The sequence below is a fragment of the Corynebacterium sp. CCUG 71335 genome (genome assembly GCF_024454075.1).
Classification (GTDB): domain Bacteria; phylum Actinomycetota; class Actinomycetes; order Mycobacteriales; family Mycobacteriaceae; genus Corynebacterium; species Corynebacterium genitalium.
Genome location: NZ_JAGPYY010000013.1, coordinates 69,512 through 84,713, shown reverse-complemented (window position 1 = coordinate 84,713; position 15,202 = coordinate 69,512). Strand labels below are relative to the sequence as shown.

Genomic DNA, 15,202 nt, shown 5'->3' with positions numbered 1-15,202 from the left:
GATGTCGCGACTGACCTGTCAACCATCAGGAATGCTGTCCCAGGCACGCCGTGTCAACTATGTCATGACTTCAGACATCGTCGCCGGCTCCACTCTCGGCCCAGGCACACGCCTGGGCCTTTCGTCGTTTTGGGGCCCGCCGCCGCACCGCGGCCGGAATACTACTGGCAAACATTAGCGCTTTTGCATGTTTCTGACCAGCACGAATCTACGAGCAGTATTCCAGAAAAAGCCGAGCAGTATTCCGGCACCACCGAGCCGGGGTCCACCCTCCCTCCACGTGCGGTATTTAAACTAGGGGCGTGCTCTTCAACGACCCCAGCTTCGACGCCCAGCACGCGACACCTGTCCTCTACGTGCACGGCATCAACAGCCGCACCATTGCTTTTCGACGAAACGCCCGCCTGATCTCCTCCCACGGCCACTGGGTCTGGGGGTACGACTACGGCAGGATGCTCATCCCCGGTCTCGCCGGGACTGGGCGGATCGAGGACATGGTCGACGAGCTGGGAGAAAACGTCGACCACGTACTTGGCGAAACCGGAGCATCGAAGGTGAATGTAGTGGCCCACTCCCAAGGCGGGCTGCTGACCAAACTGTTCATCGCTGCCGGCGGGGCCGAACGAGTCGAGCGCGTCGTGGCCATGGGCGCCAACTTCCACGGCACCGACCTGCGCGGATACGCCGCGCGCATCAACCCCATCACGGGCCGCAACCCGAAGTTCTGGGAACGCATGGCCAGCCCCAGCGCAGTACAGCAACTCGCCGGTTCGGAATGGTCGCACGAACTCGCCACTGTGCCCGATACCAATCCGCGCGTGATGTACACCTCGCTGTACTCCCGGCGCGACCACGTGGTCACGCCTGTGGAGACCTCCATCCTCACGCCTATCGACGGCGCCGACGTGGTCAACCTGGAAATCCCCGGCGCCCCGCTGCATCCCCTCATGCCGCGCGACAGGGAAACGGCCGAGCTGACCTTGTGGGGTTTAGAGCGCGAGCCGGGTGAGACTGCGCCCAGTTAACCGGCTCTAGTCGCAGCGCACGATCGGCTGCGGGTCGTAGACGGTCGTTGTGGTTTCGCGGGAGATTTCGGACCCGCCAAGGTCGCGGACGATGCGGGTGTCGGACGTCGTAAAGCCTGGGGCTCCACCCGACGGGATGCAGCCGTCGCCTGACAACGACTGCGTTTGCGGGGATGTCTGCGCCCAGCGGCCGCCGTTGACGGACTCGACCTCGCGCGACTTCACGCCCATCATCTTCACCGTGATCTGCCCGCCACCGAACTCCGTGACAATCTTCACCGGGTGCGGAGTGTCATTCTTGAACACCAGGTCAATCGCGCCCTCGTAGACGGTGGCCTCGCGGCCGGCCGGGTAACGGGAAATGTAGTAAGAGTGCGGCGTGTGCGCCACGTCCGTCATGCCAGCGAAGTAGCTCGCGTTGTACAAGGTCGTGGCGAACTGGGAGATGCCGCCGCCGACCGCGCGTCCGGCGCGGCCCTCGATGATGATGCCGGACTCAACATAGCCCTGCGCCGTACCGCGCGGGCCGGTGAAGCCGTTGAGGGAGAACTCCTGGCCCGGGCTGACAATCACGCCGTTGACCTGTTGCGCAACGATCTTGATGTTGTGCCCCGACGCCGACTCAAACCCGCCGGTGGTGAACGAGCCGACCTCTTCGTTGAAAGTGGCCTTCTCCGCATCCTCCGTCTTGAAGGTGGCCGGGACAGCCTCGTACTTGGCCTCCCACTCACGCGGTTCGTCACCGATCACGCGTTTGTCGAAGTCCTTCATCGTCTCGTCCCACTTGATCTCGTTGCCGTCCTTGGACGGAGTGACCTCGCCGGAGGCGCTGATCGTGGCGTTTTCCATCTTGGTCACAGTGTCTTTGAGCTGCTCGCCGAAGATCCTTTGCGCCTTGTCGACGTGGACTTCGGGGACGATCTTCTTCGCTTCAGGGTCGTTGCGGAACGTGACCACTTCACCCATCCGGTCTTTCTCGATCACCGCGTTGGTGTCCTGCTCCCCCTTGAGCGTCAGCGGGCCTTTCAGGGCTTTGTCGGCGGGGCCGTCGACGATCTGCTTGATCACATCGTCGTTAATCGCAGGCTGCGTCACCTGCGGCTCGACCTCGACACCGTCCGGGTTGAGCCACGTCAGCGACATCGCGCGCTCGAGCTCCTCACGGTTGACGTCCTGGCCATCCTTCGGGTCGGTCACCTTGACTTCGCCGCCCTCGAGGGCCACCGCACCGTCCTCCGGTTTCACGGTCAGATCGCCAGCCACGCGCTCAGCGGAACCGACCAGCTTGTCGTGGTCGATCGTGGAGACAATGTCCACCTCTTTATTGCGGAAAAACCCAGCCAGGCGGGAGACCGGGTTGAGGGACTCCACGCCGGCGTCATCCACCGTGCGCTGCCAATCACCGCTCAGCCCCGCCTGTTCGGGGACGAACTCGGTGCTCTGCTCACCGGCGACAGCTTTAACAGGCTGGGAACTGACGCCGCCAAGCTCGTCTTCGAGTTTGCTGACGGCCGCAGCCGGCTCCATGCCGCCGATCTCCACACCGCCGACAGTCGTGCCGCGCGGGACATGCCCCCGGTTGAACGCCACGTCTGCCAGGTACAGACCCAACAGCAGCACGAGCATGCCGACGAGGAATCCGGCCACAATCCGGCCGGTCCGCGAACCGCTACGTTGCCCGTTTCCAGCTGCGTTTATAGAACTCACCCACATAAGGTTAGTGGACTACCGAGCAACTCACAGGTTGGCATCAATAAATTGCTGCTGGACACGCGCAGCAGCAGCGTTGATCCGCTCCTCCGGAATCTCGCCGCGCTCGACCGCACCGACCGTCGCATCGATCGCCGGGCCCAGATCGCTTCCCGACGACCACAGCGCCTGATCCGCCCCAGCCGCAATCGCGCGGCGCACCGCCTCCGGTGTGGGCATGAGATCCGTGATGGCGCGCATGCCGGAAAGATCATCGGTCACCGCGACACCCGCAAAAGGCTTCCCACCTGGATAGTTGCCCTCCCGGAGCATGCGGTACGCAGCCGGGTTCAACGACGACGGCGTGTTCGGTTCACTAACCCCCGGGACCACCATGTGCCCCACCATGACCGACCCCGTAGGGAACTGCGGCAACACCGTCCCGTACGGGACCAGGTCTGAGGCGTTCAGCTCCTCGATCGGTGGCGTGACCGCCAACGTGAGGTGCGTGTCGCCTGATGCGCGGCCGTGGCCGGGGAAATGCTTGAAGGTCGGGGTGACTCCGGCGTCGACAAGCCCCTGCGAAAAAAGGGTCGCGACTTCTGACACACGCTCCGGTGTCTGACCGAACGCGCGGTCGCCGACGATGTCCAGGTCCGTGACGTCCAAGTCCAGCAGCGGCGCGTAATCGACATTGATGCCGTGCTTGCGCAGCGTGACCCCGATGTCGTAACCGGTGCCGCGGATGACTTCCGGCGGTTGATTGGCCAAGTCGCGCGGCGCGGGGAAGGAACCGAGCACGTCCGAGTGGCGCTGCACCCGGCCGCCCTCAAAGTCGATGGCCACCGTGAAAGGGCGGTCGAACTCCTCGCGCAGCGCATTGATGTTGCGGCCCGGCTCTGTGAGCAGCTTCGGGTCGGCCCAGCTGGGAATGATCAGACCGCCAGCTCCCTGCTCTAGCGCGGCGCGGGCCTGGTCATAGTCCGCCGCACCGACCACCATCAGCGAGGCCACCCGCATGCGCAGGTCCTCCGGCACGCGCTTCTCAGCCTCGGTTTTCTCCGGAACAGGTGTCACGGTGACCACGTTCGTTTCCGTTGCGGTGACCTGGACTTGCTCGGACTGAGCCTCCTCGTTGCTGGGCTGGTCTCCCGGAACGCATGCGGCGCACGTCAACGCGACAGCTGCGATGGCCGCTGCTGGTCGTACGTGCACAGGTCGCTCCTTGGGTTGGTGGCCGGTTGATTGCCGAGTCAATCTTAGCCCCTGCTCCTTGGAGACAAAACTGCGGAAAACTTTACATGCGAACCCGCTTATTGGTCCGTCCATGCAGGTCAAAAAGTGGGGCCTTTCCATCAAACGGCGGCGGACGTCAACTTTTCCGCAGCGGGCCTGCACAGACACCTGCCGGACCCCAGAGAAGACCCCAGCCGCACTTGCACAACGGCTCTGGCCTCGCACACCTGCCGTGGTAGGGTCTATGACCATGACGAACCGATTCGCTTCCTGGCCCCGCCGCTCCATCGGCCCGGTTTTGGCCAGCACTGTCACTGGCGTTGTGCTGGGGATTGTGGGCGTGATCGGCATCGCTAGCTTCTCCGGCCAGAACCAGGTCCCGGCGGGCAATGCCGTTCCCGCTGACCAGGCAGTCCTCGGCGGGCCGGAGTACGGGTCCCGACAGTAGAGGGCGCCATGCGCACGCTGCGCATTCCCCGCCGCGGTACCAGCGGCACTGCCGGCCCCCACGCTAGCCGCACCAGCCCACATCCCCTCGCCGAAATCAGCCCTGACGCCCGCACGCACATCATTGGCTGGATCGTCCTGGCTCTCATTTCTTTCCTCCAACCCCCAGGCCGCACCGCCGCCGACACGAAGTTCGACTTGTCGGCGGACCCGGCCGGTTTCCTCTCCCAGGCCACACAGGCCTACACCGACACGTTCACACTGGGCCAGATCCAGAACCAGGCCTACGGTTACCTCTTCCCCCACGGCTTATTCTTCCTGCTCACGGAACCCTTGCCGGATTGGGTGGCGCAGCGGTTGTGGTGGACGGTTGTCATGGGGGTCGCGTTTTCGGGGATGTACCGGTTGAGCGAGTCGTCGATAAGCGCGGCGCTGTACGCACTGAGCCCACGGATTCTAACCACCTTGACCGCGATCTCGTCGGAGGCGTGGCCCGTTGCGCTGGTGCCGTGGACGCTGGTGCCGCTGATGCAGCGCAAGCCGAACGTCGCGGCGGCGGTCATCCCCGTCGCGCTGATGGGCGCGGTGAACGCGACCGCGACGATGATGGCGTGTTTGCCCGCGTTCGTGCTGCTCATCTGGCTGCGCGCGTGGCCTGCGCTGGCGAAATGGCTCGTCGGTGTCGCGGCGGTCAGTGCGTGGTGGATCGGGCCGCTGCTGGTGCTCGGCCGTTATTCGCCGCCGTTCACGGACTTCATCGAGTCCTCATTCGTGACCACGCGCTGGCTCAACCTCGCCGAATTGCTGCGCGGCACAACGTCGTGGTCGCCGTTCGTGGACACCGAGCGCGTCGCGGGGCATCTGCTGGTCACCGAACCTGTGTTTGTGCTGGCCACGCTCGCGATCGCCGCGCTGGGCATCGCCGGGCTCGCGCTCGAAGGCCGCGGCTACCCCATCGTGTTGCTGTGCCTCGGCGTTGCACTCATGGGCACGCATGCCAGTTTCTGGCTTTCGCTTCTCGACGCCCCCCTCGCCCCCTTCCGCAACCTGCACAAACTCGATCCACTGGTCAGGCTGCCCATCTGCCTCGGCGTGGGGTACGCGGTAGCGCGGATGAAACCGCGCGGGCCGGGGGTTGTGGCCGTCGTGCTCGTTGCCGTGATCGCGGTCGCGCCGGCGTGGACGCTGCGGCTGCTGCCGGAAGGCACGTGGACGGAGGTCTCCGAGGATTGGCAGGCCGCCGCTGCATTCCTCAATGAGGAGGCCGCCGGAACCCGCACCCTCGTCGTGCCGGCGACATCCTTCGCGCGGCAGACCTGGGGCTGGACGCGTGATGAGCCGATCCAGGCCCTTACCGATGTCCCCTTCGCCGTCCGCGATGCCATCCCGCTTGTGGACCCCGAGGCCATCCGCGGCCTCGACGGCCAGGTCGCCGCGCTCGACCCCGAGGCGCTGCGTTCGATCGGTGTTGGAGCCGTCGTGGTGCGCGGGGATCTCGCTGCCGACCCCGAGCTGCCTGAGCTCGCTGAAGGCTTCGGAAAGCCAAAGGTCTTCGGTGACCTCTCGGTCTACCTGTTCGACCGCGAGCGCGGCATGATGATCGGCGCTGACCCCGCCACGGTCGCCGGCGGAGGCGAAGTCCTGCCGCTGCTCGACCGCGAATTCGGCTACTCCCCGCGCACCCTCACCGCCTCGCCTGCCGACGCCGACATCATCACCGACACCCCTGCCCTGGTGAAACGCAATTACGGCACGCTCAAAGGCCCGACAACGGCGCACCTGCCTTACGGCACCATCGAGGACGACATCTGGGAGGGCGGCGACGTGCACAACCGTCTCCCCGACTACCCCTCTGAGGGTCGTCTTGTGGGGGTGAGTGAGGAGGGGATTGGTCGGGCGTCGTCAAGCGCTGCGGACGTCGACGCATTCGGCGGCGCGAAACCATCCAAGTCGTTGAACAGCGCGTTCGACGGCATTGAGGACACCGCGTGGCACCCCGCGCCGGGCGACCGAGACCCGTGGATCGAGGCCGTCGCCGACGGTGAGCCCGGCGCGTTCACGATCACCGCGACCGACGACACGACCGTGCACTGGTCCGGCACCCTTGACAGCGGCACCCTCGAGCTGCGCGCCGATGAACCCACGACGGTCGACGTTGAGGGCGACTCGGTGACAATCAAGCTGACCGAACCCGTCGGCATCAGCGAAATCGAGTTCGGCGTGCGCCGCATAGTCACCGTCGACGGCACCGCCGACACCTACTTCTTCCAGCGGCTTTTCCCCGCAACCGAGCTTCTGCACCGCTCCTTCGAGACTGAGGCAGGTACATTTGAGCTGTCCACCCGCGCGCTTATCGACGGCACACCCCACCCCCCAGGCCCCGTCACCCTCAACGCTGGCCGCCACACCATTGTGACCAAATCCGAGACAGTGGCCTTGACGCGCGCGGGTGCTGAATCCGGCGCTGCTGCTTCACCGTGGGAGCCCTTCGACGGCACCGTCACCGCTTCCGGTCCTGCTTCCGATCGTGATCGGATCATCATGACCGCCCGCGCCTACAACTCCGGGCTGCGCGGTTTCGTCGGCGACGTCCCCCTCGAGGCGACGCGCATCGATTCCGGCATGCAAGCCTTCACCGTCCCCGCCGGCCTGGCCGGCGAGTTCAGCATGTCCTTCGCCGGGTCTCGATTCTTCTATTTCAGCCTTGTTTTCGGCGGGGCGCTCAGCTTGCTCGGAGTTGCCGCCTGCCTGTGGATCGACTCGCGCCGGCCGCGCTCGGCTGCGGCACCTTTCGCGGCTAATGTTGCCGCCGCCCCCGCCGCGTGGGCCTCCCAGGTAGTGAACGCGCTGGCCACGCTCGCCGCGACCACCCTCGTCGGTGGCTGGTACGGGGTCGGCGCATGGTTGGTCACCCTGCTCATCCGCCGTTTCACCTTGATTCCCGGGTGGGCGCTCGCAGCCGGCGCTGTGGGATTCATGGGTCTCTGGCTCGCCCGCGCTCCCTGGCCTGCCGCCAACTACGCGGGTGACTCGGTGCTGGTGACGATAGCCGGGTGCGTCGCCATCACCAGCCTTGCCGGCGAGTGGTGGCGGCGGCGGTAGTCTGCAAAACCCCAGGGACTCCGCAATGCGGAGTGGCCGCAGACCCCGCGAACGAGCACCCACCCAATCCCCGGAATACTGCTCGGCCTTTTCCGGAATACTGCTCACATAAACGCGCTGGTCAAAAACATGCGTTTGAGTGCATACGGCCGAGCAGTATTCTGCGGGGCTCTGGGGTTGCTACTGCCGGCGGCCGCGCCCAGTCCGCCTAGCCCGCCTGCCCTGACCCGCCGCTTGAGTCGGTGGGCGGCCGAGGATGAGGCGCATGGCGGGGGCTTCGACAAGCACGTAGCTGATGTACGCCACGGCCACAGACACGACAACGGTGAATGCCAGCACTGTCCCAAAGTCCAGGAGACTGCCGCTGAACAAGTCCACCCCAAGCACTGGAAACGCCATCTCCAGCACGGCGACGTGCCAGAGGAAGATCCCGTAAGACCACTTCCCCAGCGCGCCCATCACGGGCCCGGCTAAGAACGGCGGCTTGGAGTGCCGGCCGGCCCCGGTCGACGGCGCCAGCGCGAACGGCACGACGAACAGGGCGGCGAAGACCGTCCCCAGAATGATGCGCACGTTGAACTCGGCCGGCGTCGGGTGCTGCAGACCGGGCGGGCCGAGATGGCCAGACACCCACGCGACCACGAGGGCCACAACCGGAAGGATCCAGCGGAAGCCGGTGAATCGGGTCAGCGGCTGTGCCGCGGATAAGCGCTCGAACTCCGCGCACAGCAGCCCGACCGCAAACCATGGTGCGTAGGAGGGGGGCCAGATTTGGAGGTTGACGGGGGCGTCGATAAGCGTGATCAGCCACGGCCAACTCAAACCGAACACGACAACCGCGAGCAGCAGGATCCCGCGGGCGCGGGGCCCCAGCACGAGGTAGAGCGGGAAGACCAGGTAAAACGCTACTTCGACACAGAGGCTCCACAGCTGAGTGAGTCCCGGAACAAGCCCCTCGGGCACGTAGATCTGCAGCATGAACACCTGCGCCACCGCCTGCAACGGCGACAACCCGGTCAGGGAGGGCAGCGCCGCCATGACGATGCAGACGCACGCAAGGTAACCGGGCACGATGCGGGCGAAGCGCCGTCGATAATAGCCCCGCCGCCGCGGGCCACGCGCGAGCAGGAACGCGGACAGCGCGAAGAACACAGCGACGAAATAATCGAAACGCTCCAGCAACCGCGACCCCAACCCGGTCTGAAACGAAACGTGCGTGACCACAATCCCGAGGGCGGCGACCGCGCGCAGGCCCTCGAGCTCCGGCAGCTTGCTAGTGTTCGTAATACCGAAATTGTAGAGGAGTCCCATGAAACGTCTGTGGTGGTGCTTGGCGGTGTTCGTCATCGCGCTCGCGCTGGGCAACTTCGTGGCGCCGCCGGTGATCGGCGCGATGAAGCTGATCGACAACGGGACCTACACGCTGACCTGGGACGATGGTTCGACAGAGACGTTCGAGGTGTCCGGTCCGCGCAAGTCAGCGCGCATCACCGGCGACGGCATCGACGCGGAAATGTCGCGCGACTCCGGCGAAACCAACCGCGGTCAGGTCATTTTCTTCCCGTGGGAACCCGACCGCCGCAGCTACGACATTTACGACGGCACACGCGTCGACTACGTCGGCCCCGGCACCGTCGGCGGCATGCGCACGCTGCGCTTCAGCGGCGACGGGCGCACGTACGAAATTGAGCGTCGCACGGGCACGCTTATCGACGCCACCAACGGCCCCGCCCGCCTCTCCCCCGTCACCCGCAATGAGAAGGTGGCCGAAGCGCAATCCAAGGTGAGGGTGCTGTGGTGGCTGCAGCTGCTAGCCGTGGTCGCCCGGCTCGTGGCGCTGGCGGCGGCTGTGACCGGGGCGGTGTTCCTTGTCCGGCGGAGATAACGGTGCACGCTTCCCCGTCGCGCGGGTACTGCTCGTCGCCTGGGGTGTGTTCCTCGTCGGGTCGCTGACCTGGCCTTTCCTGCTCGTTTTCGGCGGGGGTTCCTTGGCCCTGCGCGACATGATGGTGCTGCCGCGGCCCTACCTGACCCACGCGTCGCTGGGGTTTGGAGACCTGCCGGGGCGCAACGCGCCGCAGGATGCTGTCCTTGCGGTGCTGGGGGCGGTCGTGCCGGCGACATGGTTCGTGGCGCTGTTCATGGTGGCTGCGGCTGGTGCGGCGGCGTGGGTTGGCGCGCGTTCGGGCCGCGGCTTGTGGTCCTCGGCCGCTGCTATGACGATCGCTGTGTGGAACCCCTTCGTCGTGGAGCGTCTTCTGCAGGGCCAATGGTCGCTCGCTGCGGCGGCCTGGCTGCTGCCAGCCGTGGCGTTGTGTCGAGGGCCGGGGCAGATTCTGGCGATGTGGGGTGCCTCACTTACCCCGACCGGCGGATTGTTCGCGCTGCTCACGGGGCTCGCTGTGAACCGGCGATGGTATGTAGCTGTCGCCGGTGTGGTGGGCTGCCTGCCGTGGGTGGTGCCGAGCGTGCTGAGCCTCGGATCCGGGACAACCACCGCGACCGCTGCCTCCGCAACCGCCTTCGCACCCCGTGCAGAGACCTACGCCGGCACCCTCGGTTCCCTCATGGGGCTCGGTGGCATCTGGAACGGTGACGCGGCCCCCGCTTCCCGGCAGGTCGGGTTTGCGCTGGTAGGAGTTCTGTTGTTCGCGCTGCTCTGCGTGGCCGCCCGGCGAGTGCCGCGCCCGCTTCTCATCCTGGCCGGCATTGGATTCGCTGTCCCTCTGGTGTCGTGGCTGCTCCCCGGCGCAATGGGGTGGCTCGTGTCTACGATTCCGGGCGGCGGACTTCTTCGCGATGCCCAAAAGTTCACTGCCCTCGCCCTCCCCGCCTTCATCGTGGCGGCGGCCTCGCTGCGTGTGGTCGACCTGCGCCTTCCCGCCGTCGCTCTTGTGCTCGCCCTGCTCCAGGTCCCCGACGCGCCACGGGCGGTGGCGCTCCTCGCGCCAGTAGAGGTCGCCGTTCCCGAGATTGATCACCGTGGCCGGGACGTCTTCTTTGTCGACCGGCCAACACTCCTGACGAGGTCCGACGGCATCCCGGTCATCGACCCCGCCACGAAGGCTATGAACGTGGTCGAATCGGGATCCCTCGTCGTCGACGGCACCGAAACCGACATCCCCTCCCCCCGCTGGCGCACCGCAAACGAGATCTTCGCAGGTGCAGAGGCCGGCGAGTACGACCCCGCCACGGCCCGCTACTACTCCGACCCCGAAGTCGGCCTGGTCGTTCGCCCCGACGCGAACGGGTTCACTGTCGAAGACGCCGGTCTTCCGGCCCGCAAACGCAATGGGCTTGGTCTCGGCTTGCTGGCGCTCTGGTTCGCAGTACCGCTCCTCGGCCTCGCCGCCCGCGGCACTTCTCGCCGGGATGCTTTTGCTCGGCGCAGGCGACTGCCCGAGGCAGATTCACGCCACTCAACCCCCGGAATAGATTTTTAGTATCGCCTTCTGACGTCTCGGGTGAAATCCCACCTGGGAAAACGCCGCAGGCGAAGCCTAGAAGGCGATACTAAAAATGTATCGGCCGGCTCAAACCCTCTCAAGCCCCAGTCCACCCCAGCCGATCACATCCGACAGCAGCCGCTCGCCGCTCTACCGCCCCCGGGCACCGCCCCCAACGAACCCCTCCAGCAGCGCAGCGAACTTCCGGCCGGTCTCCTGCCAGGAGAACTGCGCTGCGAAGGTACGAGCAGCCGAACCCAGCGCTTCCCGCCGATCCGAATCGGCCAGCAGGCCACGCACCACCGTGTGAAACTCCTGCTCAGTGGACACGAGCACACCGGTCTCGCCGTCCACAATGGAATCGCACAGGCCACCGGCGGAGCGGTACCCGACGGTGGGCACGCCGTGCTGGGCGGCCTCGGTCACGGCGAGCCCCCACCCTTCCTTGCGCGACGGCATCAGGTGCAGCGATGCCCGGGCGAGGACGGCGTGCTTGTAGGTGTCGTTGACGTGGCCGTGGAAGACGACGCGGTCGCCAAGTTCGGCGGCGTAAGCTCGCAGCTCGTCTTCCCACCAGCCGGAGCCGATGATGTCGAGTGTCACCCCGTCGATCCACCGCACAGCATCGATGGCCTGCTCGATCCGCTTGTGGGGCACCAGACGCGACAGCACCACTACCCGCAAACCTGAACCACCAAGAACGGGCAGGTCAGCGGGAACGGGGTCGACACCGTTCTCGATGATCGCAATGTCCTCCCGGCGCACCCCCAACGACACGAGATCTGCCCGCGACGCCTCCGACACCGTCACGTACTGCGCACCCCGGTACACCCGCGGCGCCAAACGTGACTCCAGGAACCACCCCAGCCGCCCAATCACAGGCCCGGCCACCGGCCACTGCTCCTCGTGGCAGTGGTGCGTGAGCAGGACGACCGGCCGACGGGTGAATAGCCGCGCGAAGAAGGGGATCCCGTTTTGCGTATCCACAATCACGTCAGGCCGCTGCCGCCAGATCGCGAGCGGGGCCAGCAGGTAAACGGAGTATTTGCCGCCGAGGCGCTGGAAAAGGATGCCGTCGCGAAGCGAACGTCGTGAAGCGTCTGTGTGCGACGCCGTGCGATACACCACCTCGTGCCCCTGTTCAGCCAGGTAGGCGCCGACGCGTTCGAGGTAGCGTTCGCTGCCGCCGCCCTGGGGGTGGGTGGTGTCGCGCCAGCAGAGGAGGAGGATCTTCATTCCCGTCCACCTTACCGTGGCTAGAGTGGCGGGAATGAAGGCACCGCGCACACGCAGACTGGCCACGCTTCGGCGCTCTTTCGGGCTGTTGCGGTCATTTCGCCACGAGCAGTCACGTCCCGACATCTTTTACGGGGGGCTTGCGCGCGATACCCGCCTGCTTATCGACGCCCTCTCCCACGACCTCACCAACCGCCCCCTCCACGGCCAATCCGTGCTGGATGTCGGCGGCGGCCCCGGTTACTTCGCCACCGAGTTCGAGCAGGCCGGCGCGTGGTATGTCGGCCTTGAGCCGAGCGTGTCCGAGATGTCAGCGGCCGGGCTGACCGGCTACGGCGCCGTACGTGGCGACGGCACCGCCCTCCCCTTCCACGATGAGGCCTTCGACATCGTGTACTCGTCCAACGTTGTCGAGCACATCCCCGACCCGGACGCGATGTGCGACGAAATGCTGCGCGTGACCAAGCCGGGCGGGCTGACCATCATCAGTTACACGGTGTGGCTGGGCCCCTTCGGCGGCCACGAAACCGGCCTGTGGCAGCACTACGTCGGCGGCGAGTTCGCCCGCCACCGCTACGAGAAGAAACACGGCCATCCCCCAAAGAACGTCTGGGGCACTTCGCTTTTCGACGTCCCCACCACCTGGGGCCTCACCTGGTCCCACCAGAAAACCGAAGCCGGCGTCGCCGACCTACTACTGGCCTTCCCCCGCTACCACCCGAGCTGGGCCTGGTGGGTGACTAAGGTGCCCGGCCTGCGCGAGTTCGCAGTCTCCAACCTCGTTGTGGTTCTCCGGCCGCGGTAGCCTGGCGCGTCCGGCGCACGGCCCCCACCGCGCGAGCCCCCGCCCCGCGCAACCCGGCCGCCGCTGCAAAAGATGACAAACTCGATTTCGATTTACTCACCGAAATCGCCCTGACCTGCACGGATGCCTCTAGGCAGGATTGGAGTTTGTCAACGTTTGCAGGACTCGCCCCCGAGAACGCGGAAAAGTTGACAACCCTGACCCCGCCCAAAAGACGGAAACCGCTGTGACCAGCGGTTTCCGTTCTAGAGCGAAATCGAGTTTGTCAACTTTTCCGCAGTGGCCGATCAGCCCGGGCCTAAGTCAGGCCCGGGCTCGCGCTCTTCATACCCTTAAATCTTGGACTTGGACTTCTCCAGCTCGTCGAAGATCTCCTGCGGGACGCGGTCACCCAGGGTCTGGAGGTATTCCTCACCCTCGGCGAATTCGGTCTCAAAGTCGGACGGGTTGACGGCGAGGGCCTCGCGGACATCCTCGATGTCGGTGTCGAGGCCGGTGAGGTCGAGGTCCTCGGCACGGGCGACCAGGCCGGCGGGGGTCTCGTCGGCGTCGACGCGGCCTTCGATACGGTCGACAACCCACTTCAGGACGCGGGAGTTCTCGCCGAAGCCCGGCCAGAGGAAGCGGCCGTCGTCACCGCGGCGGAACCAGTTGACCAGGAAGATCGACGGCATGCGGTCGCCGCCCTCGGCGCCGCGGTCGATCCAGTTCTGCATGTAGTCGCCGACGTTGTAGCCGATGAACGGGAGCATGGCGAAGGGGTCGTGACGCAGGGAGCCGACCTTGGCCTCCAGGGACGCGGCGGTCTGGCCGGACGCCAGCAGGGCACCGATCTGGGTGCCGTGGTTCCAGTCGCGGGCCTGGGTGACCAGCGGGACGGTGTCCGGGCGGCGACCACCGAAGAGGATCGCGTCGACCTTCACGCCCTCCCAGTCGTCGAACTCCGGGGCTGCGGCCGGGCACTGGGAGATCGGCACGCAGTAGCGGGAGTTCGGGTGGGCGGCCGGGGTGGTGGACTCCGGGGTCCAGTCGTTACCTTGCCAGTCGATGGCGTGGGCCGGAGCCTCGCCGTCCATGCCCTCCCACCAGACGTCGCCGTCGTCGGTCAGGGCGACGTTGGTGAACAGGGTGTTACCCGGCTCCATGCTGCGCATGGCGATCGGGTTGGACTCGTAGTTGGTGCCCGGGGCGACACCGAAGAAGCCGTTTTCGGGGTTGACGGCGTAGAGGCCGTCGTCGCGAAGCTTGAGCCATGCGATGTCGTCGCCCACGACCTGCGCGGACCAGCCCTCGATGGTCGGGGTGATCATAGCCAGGTTGGTCTTGCCGCACGCGGACGGGAATGCCGCGGTGATGTGGTAGTTCTTGCCCTCCGGGTCGGTGAGCTTGAGGATGAGCATGTGCTCAGCCATCCAGCCCTCTTCACGTGCCATGACGGACGCGATGCGCAGGGCGTAGCACTTCTTCGCCAGGATGGCGTTGCCACCGTAACCGGAACCGTAGGACCAGATCTCCTTGGTCTCCGGGAACTGGGAGATGTACTTGGTGTCGTTGCACGGCCATGCGACGTCTTCCTCGCCCGGCTCGAGCGGAGCGCCGACGGAGTGCAGGCAGTGGACGAAGTCGCCGTCCGGGCCGATCTTGTCCAGGGCTTCCTGGCCCATGCGGGTCATGATGCGCATGGACATGACCACGTACTCGGAGTCGGTCAGCTGCACGCCCAGCTTCGGGTCCGGATCGGAAATCGGGCCCATGCAGAACGGCACGACGTACATGGTGCGGCCCTTCATGGAGCCGCGGAAGTGCTCGGTCATCTCGGCCTTGAGCTCGTCCGGAGCGACCCAGTTGTTGGTCGGGCCGGCACCGTCCTCGGTCGGCGTGGAGATGAAGGTGCGGGATTCCACGCGCGCCACGTCGGACGGGTGGGAGCGGGCGAGGAAGCTGTTCGGGCGCTTCTCTTCGTTGAGCTTGATCAGGGTGCCCTTTTCCACGAGCTCAGCGGCGAGGCGGTCCCACTCTTCCCGGGAGCCGTCCGCGAAAACCACGTTGTCCGGCTGGAACAGGTCTACTGCCTCGTTGATCCACGCAATCAGCTGCTCGTTCTCGGTGGGGGCCTGACCCTCAAGGCCCTTCACTGCGGTAGCCATGTACTCTCCTCACACTCGGCGGTTACTGTTCTCGGCGTTACAAAATGAACTTTTTGTTAACCCCAGCGT

At 65.9% G+C, this 15,202-nt stretch carries 11 protein-coding genes; 6 read left to right on the top strand and 5 right to left on the bottom strand.

Going from position 1 to position 15,202, the window contains the following annotated elements:
* Window positions 1-302 precede the first annotated feature (302 nt).
* Window positions 303-1,025, top strand: a complete 723-nt coding sequence (locus KBX19_RS09790; protein WP_255998698.1) for a serine aminopeptidase domain-containing protein — start codon at window positions 303-305, stop codon at window positions 1,023-1,025.
* A 6-nt stretch (window positions 1,026-1,031) separates the two neighbouring features.
* Here the strand turns inward: KBX19_RS09790 and KBX19_RS09785 are convergent, their stop codons facing one another.
* Both KBX19_RS09785 and KBX19_RS09780 read right to left on the bottom strand, forming a co-directional pair.
* Window positions 1,032-2,651 (bottom strand): VanW family protein, encoded by a 1,620-nt coding sequence (locus KBX19_RS09785; RefSeq protein ID WP_255998708.1) that lies wholly within the window; start codon window positions 2,649-2,651, stop codon window positions 1,032-1,034.
* A gap of 111 nt (window positions 2,652-2,762) precedes the next feature.
* A complete protein-coding gene (locus tag KBX19_RS09780; protein WP_255998696.1) occupies window positions 2,763-3,929 on the bottom strand; it encodes a glycoside hydrolase family 3 N-terminal domain-containing protein in 1,167 nt (388 codons plus the stop codon).
* A gap of 265 nt (window positions 3,930-4,194) precedes the next feature.
* Between KBX19_RS09780 and KBX19_RS09775 the strand changes: the two genes are divergently transcribed.
* Both KBX19_RS09775 and KBX19_RS09770 read left to right on the top strand, forming a co-directional pair.
* Window positions 4,195-4,398, top strand: a complete 204-nt coding sequence (locus KBX19_RS09775) for a DUF2613 domain-containing protein (RefSeq protein ID WP_005288147.1) — start codon at window positions 4,195-4,197, stop codon at window positions 4,396-4,398.
* An 8-nt stretch (window positions 4,399-4,406) separates the two neighbouring features.
* Entirely contained in the window at window positions 4,407-7,499 is a 3,093-nt protein-coding gene (locus tag KBX19_RS09770) for an alpha-(1->3)-arabinofuranosyltransferase family protein (RefSeq protein ID WP_255998694.1), read from the top strand.
* 180 nt (window positions 7,500-7,679) lie between these two features.
* On the opposite strand, the gene KBX19_RS09765 is transcribed toward KBX19_RS09770, so the two are convergent.
* On the bottom strand, window positions 7,680-8,810 hold the full coding sequence (locus tag KBX19_RS09765; RefSeq protein ID WP_255998692.1) for an acyltransferase: 1,131 nt from the start codon (window positions 8,808-8,810) through the stop codon (window positions 7,680-7,682).
* Here KBX19_RS09765 and KBX19_RS09760 point away from each other — a divergent pair.
* Both KBX19_RS09760 and KBX19_RS09755 read left to right on the top strand, forming a co-directional pair.
* A complete protein-coding gene (locus tag KBX19_RS09760) occupies window positions 8,809-9,384 on the top strand; it encodes a DUF3068 domain-containing protein (RefSeq protein ID WP_255998690.1) in 576 nt (191 codons plus the stop codon). The genes KBX19_RS09765 and KBX19_RS09760 overlap by 2 nt on opposite strands.
* Complete coding sequence (locus tag KBX19_RS09755) at window positions 9,368-10,942, top strand: hypothetical protein (RefSeq protein WP_255998688.1); 1,575 nt, start codon at window positions 9,368-9,370, stop codon at window positions 10,940-10,942. Before KBX19_RS09760 ends, KBX19_RS09755 begins: the two co-directional genes overlap by 17 nt.
* A gap of 153 nt (window positions 10,943-11,095) precedes the next feature.
* On the opposite strand, the gene KBX19_RS09750 is transcribed toward KBX19_RS09755, so the two are convergent.
* On the bottom strand, window positions 11,096-12,181 hold the full coding sequence (locus tag KBX19_RS09750; RefSeq protein ID WP_255998686.1) for a glycosyltransferase family 4 protein: 1,086 nt from the start codon (window positions 12,179-12,181) through the stop codon (window positions 11,096-11,098).
* Window positions 12,182-12,215: 34 nt separating this feature from the next.
* On the opposite strand from KBX19_RS09750, the gene KBX19_RS09745 reads away from it, so the two are divergent.
* The gene (locus tag KBX19_RS09745; RefSeq protein ID WP_255998685.1) at window positions 12,216-12,986 is read left to right on the top strand and encodes a class I SAM-dependent methyltransferase; all 771 of its coding nucleotides are present in this window, start codon (window positions 12,216-12,218) and stop codon (window positions 12,984-12,986) included.
* 332 nt (window positions 12,987-13,318) lie between these two features.
* Here KBX19_RS09745 and KBX19_RS09740 read toward each other — a convergent pair whose 3' ends face one another.
* On the bottom strand, window positions 13,319-15,133 hold the full coding sequence (locus KBX19_RS09740; protein WP_255998683.1) for a phosphoenolpyruvate carboxykinase (GTP): 1,815 nt from the start codon (window positions 15,131-15,133) through the stop codon (window positions 13,319-13,321).
* Window positions 15,134-15,202 lie beyond the last annotated feature (69 nt).

What these genes read in the sequence shown, in the direction of transcription:
- KBX19_RS09775 (WP_005288147.1), top strand. Translation starts at nt 4,195, where the DNA reads ATGACCATGACGAACCGATTCGCTTCCTGGCCCCGCCGCTCCATCGGC.
- KBX19_RS09745 (WP_255998685.1), top strand. Translation starts at nt 12,216, where the DNA reads ATGAAGGCACCGCGCACACGCAGACTGGCCACGCTTCGGCGCTCTTTC.
- KBX19_RS09785 (WP_255998708.1), bottom strand. Translation starts at nt 2,651, where the DNA reads ATGCTCGTGCTGCTGTTGGGTCTGTACCTGGCAGACGTGGCGTTCAAC.
- KBX19_RS09765 (WP_255998692.1), bottom strand. Translation starts at nt 8,810, where the DNA reads ATGGGACTCCTCTACAATTTCGGTATTACGAACACTAGCAAGCTGCCG.
- KBX19_RS09770 (WP_255998694.1), top strand. Translation starts at nt 4,407, where the DNA reads ATGCGCACGCTGCGCATTCCCCGCCGCGGTACCAGCGGCACTGCCGGC.
- KBX19_RS09760 (WP_255998690.1), top strand. Translation starts at nt 8,809, where the DNA reads ATGAAACGTCTGTGGTGGTGCTTGGCGGTGTTCGTCATCGCGCTCGCG.
- KBX19_RS09740 (WP_255998683.1), bottom strand. Translation starts at nt 15,133, where the DNA reads ATGGCTACCGCAGTGAAGGGCCTTGAGGGTCAGGCCCCCACCGAGAAC.
- KBX19_RS09750 (WP_255998686.1), bottom strand. Translation starts at nt 12,181, where the DNA reads ATGAAGATCCTCCTCCTCTGCTGGCGCGACACCACCCACCCCCAGGGC.